The sequence below is a fragment of the Desulfocurvus sp. DL1XJH-121 genome (assembly GCF_054819825.1).
In genome coordinates, this window is sequence record NZ_JBTVWW010000007.1 from 151,487 (window position 1) to 161,516 (window position 10,030).

The 10,030-nt window shown below is 66.8% G+C and carries 9 protein-coding genes, 1 tRNA gene and 1 pseudogene; 3 read left to right on the forward strand and 8 right to left on the reverse strand.

Going from position 1 to position 10,030, the window contains the following annotated elements; translation table 11 throughout:
- Window positions 1-54: 54 nt before the first annotated feature.
- From ACYYG1_RS07125 to ACYYG1_RS07140, 4 genes and pseudogenes are all read right to left on the reverse strand, one after another.
- Window positions 55-648, reverse strand: a complete 594-nt coding sequence (locus ACYYG1_RS07125) for an NAD(P)H-dependent oxidoreductase (RefSeq protein ID WP_461209601.1) — start codon at window positions 646-648, stop codon at window positions 55-57.
- A gap of 219 nt (window positions 649-867) precedes the next feature.
- A pseudogene (locus tag ACYYG1_RS07130) lies at window positions 868-3,084 on the reverse strand (DNA translocase FtsK); the annotation flags it as partial.
- Between the two features lie 79 nt (window positions 3,085-3,163).
- Window positions 3,164-3,724 carry an elongation factor P gene (gene efp, locus ACYYG1_RS07135; protein ID WP_461209602.1) on the reverse strand — a complete coding sequence of 187 codons (561 nt, stop codon included), beginning with the start codon at window positions 3,722-3,724 and terminating at the stop codon, window positions 3,164-3,166.
- Window positions 3,725-3,748: 24 nt separating this feature from the next.
- On the reverse strand, window positions 3,749-4,204 hold the full coding sequence (locus ACYYG1_RS07140; RefSeq protein WP_461209603.1) for a type II 3-dehydroquinate dehydratase: 456 nt from the start codon (window positions 4,202-4,204) through the stop codon (window positions 3,749-3,751).
- A 134-nt stretch (window positions 4,205-4,338) separates the two neighbouring features.
- Here ACYYG1_RS07140 and yihA point away from each other — a divergent pair, with 134 nt between their 5' ends.
- Window positions 4,339-4,932: a ribosome biogenesis GTP-binding protein YihA/YsxC gene (yihA, locus tag ACYYG1_RS07145; RefSeq protein ID WP_461209604.1), complete on the forward strand. Its 594-nt coding sequence runs from the start codon at window positions 4,339-4,341 to the stop codon at window positions 4,930-4,932.
- 15 nt (window positions 4,933-4,947) lie between these two features.
- On the opposite strand, the gene ACYYG1_RS07150 is transcribed toward yihA, so the two are convergent.
- The 4 genes from ACYYG1_RS07150 to ACYYG1_RS07165 all read right to left on the reverse strand — a co-directional run bounded on the left by ACYYG1_RS07150 (window position 4,948) and on the right by ACYYG1_RS07165 (window position 8,652).
- A complete protein-coding gene (locus ACYYG1_RS07150; RefSeq protein WP_461209605.1) occupies window positions 4,948-5,979 on the reverse strand; it encodes a radical SAM protein in 1,032 nt (343 codons plus the stop codon).
- Between the two features lie 44 nt (window positions 5,980-6,023).
- Window positions 6,024-7,118, reverse strand: a complete 1,095-nt coding sequence (locus ACYYG1_RS07155) for an LptF/LptG family permease (protein ID WP_461209606.1) — start codon at window positions 7,116-7,118, stop codon at window positions 6,024-6,026.
- Window positions 7,111-8,298: an LPS export ABC transporter permease LptF gene (gene lptF, locus ACYYG1_RS07160; RefSeq protein WP_461209607.1), complete on the reverse strand. Its 1,188-nt coding sequence runs from the start codon at window positions 8,296-8,298 to the stop codon at window positions 7,111-7,113. The genes ACYYG1_RS07155 and lptF overlap by 8 nt, the downstream gene beginning before the upstream one ends.
- Window positions 8,299-8,451: 153 nt before the next feature.
- Window positions 8,452-8,652 carry a hypothetical protein gene (locus ACYYG1_RS07165; RefSeq protein WP_461209608.1) on the reverse strand — a complete coding sequence of 67 codons (201 nt, stop codon included), beginning with the start codon at window positions 8,650-8,652 and terminating at the stop codon, window positions 8,452-8,454.
- A 175-nt stretch (window positions 8,653-8,827) separates the two neighbouring features.
- Between ACYYG1_RS07165 and ACYYG1_RS07170 the strand changes: the two genes are divergently transcribed.
- The gene (locus tag ACYYG1_RS07170; protein WP_461209609.1) at window positions 8,828-9,631 is read left to right on the forward strand and encodes an undecaprenyl-diphosphate phosphatase; all 804 of its coding nucleotides are present in this window, start codon (window positions 8,828-8,830) and stop codon (window positions 9,629-9,631) included.
- 89 nt (window positions 9,632-9,720) lie between these two features.
- A tRNA-Met gene (locus ACYYG1_RS07175) sits at window positions 9,721-9,797 on the forward strand.
- Window positions 9,798-10,030 lie beyond the last annotated feature (233 nt).

Below are 10,030 nucleotides of genomic sequence, written 5' to 3' on the forward strand. Positions count from 1 at the left end.
CTCACTATTTTGGAACGGCCTGCCGCAAGGGCCGTTTCAACTCTTCACCAGGCCCTAAGCTGGGAATAGTTCGCGCACCTGGGCCTCGGCCTGGTCCAGCCAGGCGGCGCGTTGCTCGGGCGTGGAAATGCAGACCGTGCCGAAATTCAGCCGGGTCACATCCGTGACGCCGCATAATCCGAATACGCAATCCTTCCAGATGCGCTCCAGCGGATCGCCGAACACGGCGGCCTCCCGCGCGGGGTCCGTGTCGGTGGTGTTCAGGACCAGGGCCCGCCGGGCCTTGAGCAGGCCCTGGGGCACGCCCTCCCCGCCGTCCTCGCCCACGAAGCGGTAGGCCACATCCACGCGCACCACGCGGTCGATCCAGCCCTTGAGCACGGCCGGAGGCATGCCCCACCAGTTGGGGTGCACCACCACGACGCCCTCGGCGTCGCGCAACTCCTCGCAATGCCGGGCCACATCCGGTGGCAGCACGGCCCCGCGCCCGGCCTCGTCCCCGGGCAGGGCCGGATCGAAGCCCTCGGCGCAGAGATCGTGGAAGACCACCTCGTGCCCCAATTCCTCCAGCGTCTCCACCCCCCTGCCCGCCAGGGCGTGGTTCAGGCTGCCGGGCCGGGGATGGCCGAGGATTACGAGCATGCGCATGGAATCCCTCCCGCAAAAAGCTCAAGCCAAGCTTAAAGTTTCAGGAAAAAACCAAGGAACTCAGCGGACAAAAGCTAAAGGCCGTTGCCGCAGACCGTTGAAAAATAGTGAGATGCAAGGCGCAAGGGAAATGCAAGACCGACGCGTATTCCAACGCTTACGCTACGCGAGGTTTTGTATTTTTCACAGCAGTGAAGCGACGCAGCAAATCGCTGTTTTTCAACGGTCTGTGGCGATGACCTGCCGAGGCTTGGACCCGTCGGCCGGGCCCACCACGCCGTCCTGCTCCATCTGCTCCACGAAGCGCGCGGCGCGGTTGAAGCCGATGCGGAAGCGGCGCTGGATAAGGGAGATGGAGGCCTTGCCCTGCTCCATGACGAAGGCCACGGCCTCGGGGTAGACCGGGTCGTCGGGGATGCCCTCGCCGCCGCCCTCGCCCGGGGTCCCGCCGCCGCCATTGCCCGCGCCCTGCCCCTCGCGGGCCCAGTCCCCGAAGTCCAGGTCGAAGCTCTGGGACTGGCGGGCCTTCCAAAACTCGATGACCCGCCCGATCTCCTCCTCGTCCACCAGGGCCCCGTGCAGGCGCAGGGTCTTGCCGCCACTGGGCTTGAAGAGCATGTCGCCCTTGCCCAGGAGGTGGTTGGCGCCCACGGTGTCCAGGATGGTGCGCGAGTCCTGGGGCGAGGTCACGGTGAAGGCGATGCGGCTGGGGAAGTTGGCCTTGATCAGGCCCGTGACCACGTCCACGGAGGGCCGCTGGGTGGCCAGGATCATGTGGATGCCCGAAGCCCGCGCCAGCTGCGCCAGGCGCACGATGGAGGTCTCCACCTCCTTCTTGGCCGTGAGCATCAGGTCCGCCAGCTCGTCGATGACGATGACCAGGAACGGCATGGGCCTCAGGTCCGCGAACTCCTCGGGGGGCTCGGCCCCGAACCCGGCGACCTTCCTGTTGTAGCCCTCGATGTTGCGCACGCCCAGGCGCGCCATGGCGTCGTAGCGCTGCTCCATCTCGTACACGGCCCAGTCCAGGGCGTTCTTGGCCAGGGCCATGTCCGTGACCACCGGGTGCACCAGGTGCGGCAGCTTGGAATACACGGCCAGCTCGATGCGCTTGGGGTCGACCAGCAGCAGCTTCACCTGCTCCGGGGTGGCCTTGTACAGGAAGGACAAGAGCAGGGAGTTGATGCACACGCTCTTGCCCTGGCCCGTGGCGCCCGCCACCAGGAGGTGCGGCATCTTGGCCAGGTCGGCCACGTGGGGATGGCCGTGAATGTCCTTGCCCAGGGCCAGGGTCAACAGCGACGAGGACTTGCGGAAGGCCTCGGAGTCCATGACCTCGCGCAGGTACACGGTCTGCCTGTGCTCGTTGGGGATCTCCACGCCCACGGTGTCGCGCCCGGCCAGGGGGGCCTCGATGCGCACGGCTCCGGCCCGCAGGGCCAGGGCCAGATCGTCGGAAAGATTGGCGATGCGGCTGATCTTCACGCCCGGGGCGGGCTTGTATTCGAACATGGTGACCACGGGCCCGGGCTCCGCGCCCTGGACCTCGCCCTGCACGCCGAAATCCGTGAGGCATTCCTCCAGGCGGCGGCCCTGTTCCTCCAGGACCTCCTTGGGGATGGCCGGCCCGCCGTTGGACGGCAGATTGAGGAAATCCACGGGCGGGGGGCCGGACTCCGCGGCGCGCGCGGCCGGGCTCTTGGCGGGTTCCGCCGGGGCGGCCTTGGGCGACTTGGCTTTCTTCTTGGCGGGCGCGTCCTGCGTCTTGAAGCGCGACAGGCCCGTGAGCACGTCGTCGTCCCCGTCCCCGGTGCGGGCTTCCTTGCGGCGCTCCTTCTCGGCTTTTTTCAGGGCCTTGGCCTCGGCTTTGGCCTCGCGGGCGCGCTCGCGATTGATCCGGCCCTCGCGCATGGACAGGCCCAGGCCCAGGAACTGGTTGCGGATGCGCCGGGCGCACGCGCCCCAGGTCAGGCCCGCCAGAAGCTGCATGGAGACGATGAACACGAAGGCCCAGAGCAGCACCGCGCCCGTGGTGCGCAGGAAGAATTCCGCCTGGGAGAAGAGGATCTGGCCGAACAGCCCGCCGCCGCCGACCTTGCCCAGGGCCGCGAAATCAAGGCCCCAGGGCGACGCGCCCAGGGGCATGGCGCAGACCGTGAGCAGGAACAGCCCCAGCCAGCGCCACCAGGCCGGGAACAGCCGGGGGATGAAGTTGCCCACGGCCAGGGCCCCCAGGGCCACGGGCACGGCCCAGCCGCCGATGCCCATGAGCACCACCAGCAGGTCCGCGGCGTAGGCGCCCACCAGGCCCAAGGCGTTCCGCACGGCGTAGCCGCCGCCCACCACGTGGTTGAAGCTCGGGTCCGCCGGATCGTAGCTGGCCAGGGCCACGGCCAGGGCCAGCCCGCTGAACAAAAGCGCCAGCGCGACGATTTCCCTGAAAAGCTTGGTGCCGTTCGTGGCCCTATCCTCCGTTTGCGGGGCCCCGGGCGGGGCCCCCTTCTTGTGTGCGGGACTATTTTTCGCGGCTGATGTAGGCGGACGTGCGCGTGTCGACCTTGATCTTCTCGCCGGGGTTGATGAACAGGGGCACCTGCACCACCACGCCGGAGCTGAGGGTGGCGGGCTTGGTGGCGCCGGACACGGTGTCGCCCTTGATGCCGGGCTCGGTCTCGGCCACTTCCATGACCACGGAGGCCGGGATGTCCACGGTGAGCGGGTTGCCGTTGTACAGGAGCACCTTGACCTCCTGGCCGTCCACCAGGAAGCCGCCGGCCGTGCCCGCCTGATCGGCGGTGATGGTCAGCTGCTCGTAGGTGGTCAGGTCCATGAACGCGAAATCCTGGCCCTCGTGATACAAAAACTGCATCACGCGGGTCTCAAGGTCGGGCTTCTCCACCTTTTCGCCGGAGCGGAAGGTGTGATCGATGACGCGGCCGTTCAGCAGGTTGCGCAGCCTGGTGCGCATGACGGCGCCGCCCTTGCCGGGCTTGTGATGCTGGTGCTCCAGAATCTCGTAGGGCGTGCCGTCCATCTCGATCTTGAGGCCGTTCTTGAAATCGGAAGTTGCGATCATGTATCCTCCAAAAATGGTGTATTTTTAGTTCTTTGATTCAAGCGCCCGGTACAGGGCGGCCACGCCCAGGGCGTAGGACTCGATGCCGAACCCGGCGATGACGCCCACGGCCTGCGCGGCCATGAAGCTCTGGTGACGCACGGTCTCGGGCCGGGCCCAGACGTTGGAAATGTGCACTTCCACCACGGGGACGCCGATCCAGGCCAGGCAGTCGGCCAGGGCCAGGCTGGTGTGGGTGTAGGCCCCCGCATTGAAGACCACGCCGTCCACGCCCTCTTCCCGGGCCTGCTCCAGGCGGTCGATGAGCTGGCCTTCGCCATTGGCCTGAAAGAAGACCAGCTCCACGGCCCCGGCCCCCAGGAGCGCGTCCACGCGCCCGGGAAGGCTGTCCAGGGTCTCGTTGCCGTATATCTCCGGCTGGCGCTGGCCGAGATGCCCCAGATTGGGACCGTTGAGAATCAAAATCCGGTAGTTAGGCATCAGGCACCGTCCGTGGAATATGCGCCGGGAGAGGCCCCGGCCGCAAAGTCTGACCCTATGTATCCATTTCCCCGGAAGTTGGCAAACACCGCCTTCATGGGCATACTGCGCCCAGCACAGCCGATGGAGGTCGGATGAACATACAGCTCGATTTGGAAAAGACCATCTACCTGATGGACCAGCTCACGGAGATGCCCCTGCCCCAGGTGGCCATGGCGGGCCGCTCCAACGTGGGCAAGTCGTCCCTCATCAACCGCCTGGCGGGCAGGAAGAAGCTGGCCAAGATCAGCTCCACCCCGGGCAAAACCCGCAGCCTGAACTTCTACCGCGTCAGCCCCGGGGATTTCTACCTTGTGGACCTGCCGGGCTACGGCTACGCGCGCACGTCCAAGGTGGAGCGCGCCAAATGGGCGGCCCTCATCGAGGCCTACATCACGGGCAACTCCTGGCTGCACGCCGTGGCCGTGCTGCTGGACGCGCGCCTGCCGCCCCAGAAGCTGGACATGGAGCTGGTGGCCTATCTGCGCGGGGCCGGGGTGACCGTGATCCCGGTGCTGACCAAGGCGGACAAGACCAAGCAGCGCGACCGCGAGCAGGTGCGCAAGCAATGGGCCCCGCTGCTGGGCGGCCAGAAGCCGCTGACCACGTCCTCGTCCACGGGCGCGGGTACGGACGCCCTGTGGCAGACCTTGCGAAACGCCGTGGGCGCCGCAGACGAACCAGCCTAGTATCTTTCAGCCTGCTTAATCCAGATATTCAAAGCGCTTGAGGCAGTCCTTACAGGCCGGGTCCGGGGAATCCGTTTCCAGGGCCCGGCGAAAGGCCTGGTATTCCGGCTTGTCCCAGATGCTCGCGGCGTCCTCGTCCCGGATGGAGCCGAAGGTCAGGCGGCCGCCCTGAAGGCCGTCCAGGGGCAGGTTCAGGAGCACGCAGGGCGCGAGCACGCCCTCGGCGTCGCAATACAGCGTCCTGTGAGCCCGCTCGCGGCACGAGGGCGCGGGGCGCTCCCGGGGCAGCACCGCGAAGATATCCCGGCCCGAGGCGCGCACCTCGACACCGACTTCCGCCAGCACCCGCTCCGCCGCCGCGATCTTGTCCCGCTCGTCCGGGTGGAAGCCCTCCCCGGCCAGCTCCGGCGTAGGCACGCAGTCCAGGGTGCTGACCACCACGGCGTGCACGCCCCACTCGTCCATGAGCCCGGGCAGCCCGCGCAGGGCCTCCAGCTGCGAGGCCAGGAGCAGGTAGGCCAGATGGATCTCCAGGTGCACGCCCTGGCGCTTCTCGCGCACGCCCTGCAGGATGCGCACGGCCCGCTCCACCCGCTCGAAGGGCACGCCCGCGCGCGCCGCGTTGCTGGCCGCGTCCGTGCCCGTGAGGGAAAAGGCCACCACGTCCATGCCGCTGGCCACGATGTCCTCGGCCAGGCCCTCGTCCATGCGCAGGCCGCCGGACGTGGTGGAGACCTGACAGCCGGCGGACAGGGCCAGCCTGGCGAATTCCATGAACTCGGGATGCAGGAAGGGCTCGCCCCAGCCCTGGAGATGCACGCGCCGCGCCCGGAGCATCAGCGGCCAGAGCGCGGCGAAGGTCTCGGCGGCCATGTGCCGCGAACGCCAGGAGTCGGAAAGCACTGTGCGCGGGCAGTACGTGCAGCGCCCGGCGCAGTGCGAGGTCATCTCCACCTGGATGCATTCCAGGTCCCGGGGAAGAAGCGTGCCGAACAGGCCCTGGAACAGGCCGGGGGCCTTGAGGTCGGCGAAGGCGGCGGGCTTCATGGGCGGGCCTCCTGGGAGGGTTGCGGATCGCGGGTTCGCCCTGCTCAGGCCTCCACCCGGGACGGGCGCACGGTCCAGGCCAGGCGCAGCAGGGCTAGGCCGCAGAAGACCATGTTGGCCAGCCAGGCCCCGAGCCAGGGCGGGAGCATGCCCTTCTGTCCCATGGTGGCCCCGATCATGTAGATCACGTAGTAGACGAAGGTCACCACCAGGGCCAGACCGATGTTCAGATAGACGTTCTCGGACAGCGAGACCAGGGCCAGGGCCACCAGCCCCATGGCCAGGATGGAGAAGGCGTAGGCCAGCTTCATGTGCAGGGACGTGCGCAGGCGCTCCACGTTGGAGCCCGAATCGTCCAGGCGCTTGATGACCCGCACCAGCTTCCACAGGGGCAGGGACGAGGGGTCCGCGCCCGGGTCGATGTGCAGGAAGGTCATGGGGTCCTGGTTCAGGGGCAGGTTGAGCTCGCTTTGCGCGCGCACGTTGAAGGTGGCGGGGTCCATGATGCGCGCCTGGTGCAGGGTCCAGATCTTTTTCCCGGCCTTGGCGCTGTCCGCCGTGACGATGCGCGTGACCTTCTCGCGGTCCGCGCTCATGGTGTACACCGAGACGCCCTCGGCCTCGCCGCGCGCGGGCCACATGCGGCGCACCTGCACCACCTCGTCGCCCTCGGTGAACCAGACGTCGGCGAGGACCTTCTTTTCCATGATGTTGCCGCGCACCTGCTCGGACCAGATGCTGCGCGAGATCTGCTCGCCGTACACGCCCACCAGCTGCGCGAACACGAGCTGCCCCAGGCACCAGACCAGGGCGTAGCAGGCGATGAAGCGCGTGAGCGCGCCCAGGGACACGCCCCCGGAGCGCAGCGCCAGCAGCTCCCGGCTGCGGGCCATGAGGCAGAGCTGGATGACCACGGAAACCAGGAACACGGCGGGCAGGATCTGGGAGATGATCAGCGGCAGCTTGGCCGCGAAATACGTGAGCACCGTGGGCAGGCCCAGCCCGGCCTCCAGGAAGTCGTCCAGGCGGTCGAAGAGGTCGGCCATGACGTAGATGGCCGCGCCGGCTGCCAGGGTGGTCAGCAGGAAAAACAGGTTCTGCCGCAGGAGATAGCGGGACAGGACGCCCATTCTAGGCATGTTCCCTCCTGCGTCGCACCAGGAGCGCGACGTTGGCCAGCCAGGAGCCGATGCCCACGGCGCGCTCGCGCGCGGCCATGACCAGGCCCCATCCGCCCACGCCCAGGAACAGGCAGTTGGGCAGCCAGAGCCCGATGATCGGGGGCACGGTGCCCGTCTCGCCCAGGGACAGGCCCAGGGACAACAGCGTGTAGTAGAAAAGGAAGAACCCCGGGGCCAGGACCAGGCCCCACTGCCGCCTGAGCCCGCTGAAGCTGGCGGCCATGGGCAGGGCGAAGAGCCCCAGCACCAGGCAAGCCAGGGGCAGGGCCAGGCGCTTCTGGACCTCCACGCGCACCTTGCGCGCGTAGTTGCCGCCGTCCACATCCGCGATGGCCGGGTCGTTCTTGAGTTCGTTGAGCCGCTCCCAGCTCATTTCCTTGGGCTTGACCTCGCCCAGGTCATAGCCCGAGAGCAGGCGCGAGAGGTCCATGCGCACCTGGTAGGCGCCGAAGCCCACCACGCTGACCCCGCCCTTTTCCTGGCGGTAGATGCGCCCGTCCTCCAGGTGAAACACTATCTGGCCCTGCTTGGCGTCGGTGCGCACGTTGCCCCGGGGGGCGAGGATGGTGGCGCTGACGTCGCCGCGCGTCTCGTCCTGCACGAAGACCGTGCGCAGGGAGCCGTCGGCCGGGTCGGCCTGCTGGGCGTAGACCGTAAGCCCCGGGAAATCCTTGTTGAACACACCGGGTTGCAGCACCAGGCGGGTGCGGGTGCGGGCCATGTCCAGGACCTTGGCGCGGAAATTCTCCATACCCCAGGACACGCCCCAGAAACTGATCATCAGGTTGGCGGCCACACAGAGCATGCAGAAGATGAGAGGCGCGGGCAGCATCTGGTACAGGCTGACCCCCGAGGCGCGCAGGGCCGTGCTCTCCAGGTCCGTGCTCATTCGGAGAAAGGTCAAGAACACCGCCAACATGCACGAGATGGGCACGATGAGCAGCAAAAAGAACGGCGTCAGGTACGTGAACAGGGCCGCCACGTCGCCGAGCCCCATGCTCTGGGACAGGAACAGTTCGCGCAGCTGAAGAAGGCGGCCGATGAGCAGCAGCGCCAGCAGGGACAAGGCCGTGAGGGAAAACAGGGCCACGAGTTCCTTGAATATCTGGCGCTGAAGAAGCGAGAATGGTCTAGGCATTATTCCGCAGGCCGTTCAAAAATAGTGAGATGCAAGGCGCAGGAAAAAGGCAAGACCGAAGCGTACTTCCCGCGCTTACGCTACGCGAGGGTTTGATTTTTTCGCGGCAGCCCAGCCGCGAAGCGGCGTAGCGACGCGGCAGATCGCTGTTTTTCAACGGCCCGCTTCTCCCTTGTCCCCGCAATCTTCCTTCAGGAGCCGGAGCAGATTGTCCTGGTCCAGGGGGCTCAGATTGAAGCGCACCGAGGCCTCCTCCACCAGGGTGGAAACATTGGCCTGGCCGCAGGAACGCTGGTCGGAAATCCATTTCACCGCGCGGCGCAAGAGCTCGCCATTGGGCACGACCGTGGGCATGGGACAACTCCTTGGCTGCGATTTGATGGGGATACCGCCGTTGCCGATGATGTGACGGACATCTACACCATGCGCCCCCGGCTTGCAACTTGCGCGGGCTTCGGCTAGGCCAGGATCGGCCCCGCGCGGGCCCCGGAGCGGCTCCCCCGCCCGGGCACATTCGGGAGGAAAGATCATGGATTCGCTGTTCACGGCCGCCGTCCTGGGCGTGGTGGAGGGGCTCACGGAGTTCCTGCCGGTCTCGTCCACCGGGCATCTGATCCTGGCCGGGCACGCCCTGGGGTTTTCCGGCGAAAAAGCCGCCACCTTCGAGGTGGTCATCCAGCTCGGGGCCATCCTGGCCGTAGTGGCGCTCTACTGGCCGCGCTTCACGGGCCTCCTGCGCAAGGACCCGGAGCGCGCCTTTTCCGGGATGCGCGGGCTGTGGCTGCTGTTTCTGACCTCCCTGCCCGCCAGCGTGCTGGGGCTCCTGGTCCACGATTTCATCAAGGAGCGTCTGTTCAGCCCGGACACCGTGGCCTGGGCCCTGGCCGCGGGCGCGGTGGCCATCCTGGCGGTGGAGGCCCGGCAGAACCGCTACGGCCGCGCCCCGCGCTTCCGGGGCCTGGACGCCGTGACCCCGGGGCTGGCCCTGGGCATCGGGTTCTTCCAATGCCTGGCCCTGTGGCCCGGTTTCTCGCGCAGCGCGGCCACCATCATGGGCGGCATGCTCCTGGGCGCGGGGCGCAAGACCGCGGCGGAGTATTCCTTCGTGGCCGCCGTGCCCATCATGTTCGCGGCCACGGGCTACGACCTGCTCAAGACCTGGGGCCTGTTCGACCTCGGGGACGTGGCTTTCCTGGTGGTGGGCTTCGTGGTTTCCTTCCTGGCGGCCTGGGTTGCGGTGCGCGGTTTCATCGCCCTCCTGGGCGCGCTGACGCTCAGGCCCTTCGCCTGGTACCGCCTGGCCCTGGCGGCGGCGGTGTTCCTGGCGCTGTAGCGCCCGGCCCGCATACGCCGGAGCCAGAAAAGGCAAAATTTACCCCTTGCAATTTGTCCGCGAACTCCTTATAAGCCTTTCTCCGCTGTGGCGAGGTAGCTCAGGTGGTTAGAGCATGCGGCTCATATCCGCAGTGTCGGAGGTTCAAGTCCTCTCCTCGCTACCAGATTTCGAAGCCCGCAAAATCCGAATGGATTTTGCGGGCTACTTTTTTAGATGTAGCGTCAACTGGCCCCAATATATTCTTATTTATTCTTTCGACAAACCATTCAACCTACAAGCCTTCAAAAACCTGCTTTAATCACCCTAGCATTGGCCTAGTGTGTGCTGAGATGGTTATCACCTGACAGTAGGCCATGAAATGAGCGTGGTCATGCCGCCCTTGGTTGGGGTACGGCT

What these genes read in the sequence shown, in the direction of transcription:
- ACYYG1_RS07140 (WP_461209603.1), bottom strand. Translation starts at nt 4,204, where the DNA reads ATGCCTAACTACCGGATTTTGATTCTCAACGGTCCCAATCTGGGGCAT.
- ACYYG1_RS07165 (WP_461209608.1), bottom strand. Translation starts at nt 8,652, where the DNA reads ATGCCCACGGTCGTGCCCAATGGCGAGCTCTTGCGCCGCGCGGTGAAA.
- ACYYG1_RS07155 (WP_461209606.1), bottom strand. Translation starts at nt 7,118, where the DNA reads ATGCCTAGAATGGGCGTCCTGTCCCGCTATCTCCTGCGGCAGAACCTG.
- efp (WP_461209602.1), bottom strand. Translation starts at nt 3,724, where the DNA reads ATGATCGCAACTTCCGATTTCAAGAACGGCCTCAAGATCGAGATGGAC.
- yihA (WP_461209604.1), top strand. Translation starts at nt 4,339, where the DNA reads ATGAACATACAGCTCGATTTGGAAAAGACCATCTACCTGATGGACCAG.
- ACYYG1_RS07125 (WP_461209601.1), bottom strand. Translation starts at nt 648, where the DNA reads ATGCGCATGCTCGTAATCCTCGGCCATCCCCGGCCCGGCAGCCTGAAC.
- ACYYG1_RS07170 (WP_461209609.1), top strand. Translation starts at nt 8,828, where the DNA reads ATGGATTCGCTGTTCACGGCCGCCGTCCTGGGCGTGGTGGAGGGGCTC.
- lptF (WP_461209607.1), bottom strand. Translation starts at nt 8,298, where the DNA reads ATGCCTAGACCATTCTCGCTTCTTCAGCGCCAGATATTCAAGGAACTC.
- ACYYG1_RS07150 (WP_461209605.1), bottom strand. Translation starts at nt 5,979, where the DNA reads ATGAAGCCCGCCGCCTTCGCCGACCTCAAGGCCCCCGGCCTGTTCCAG.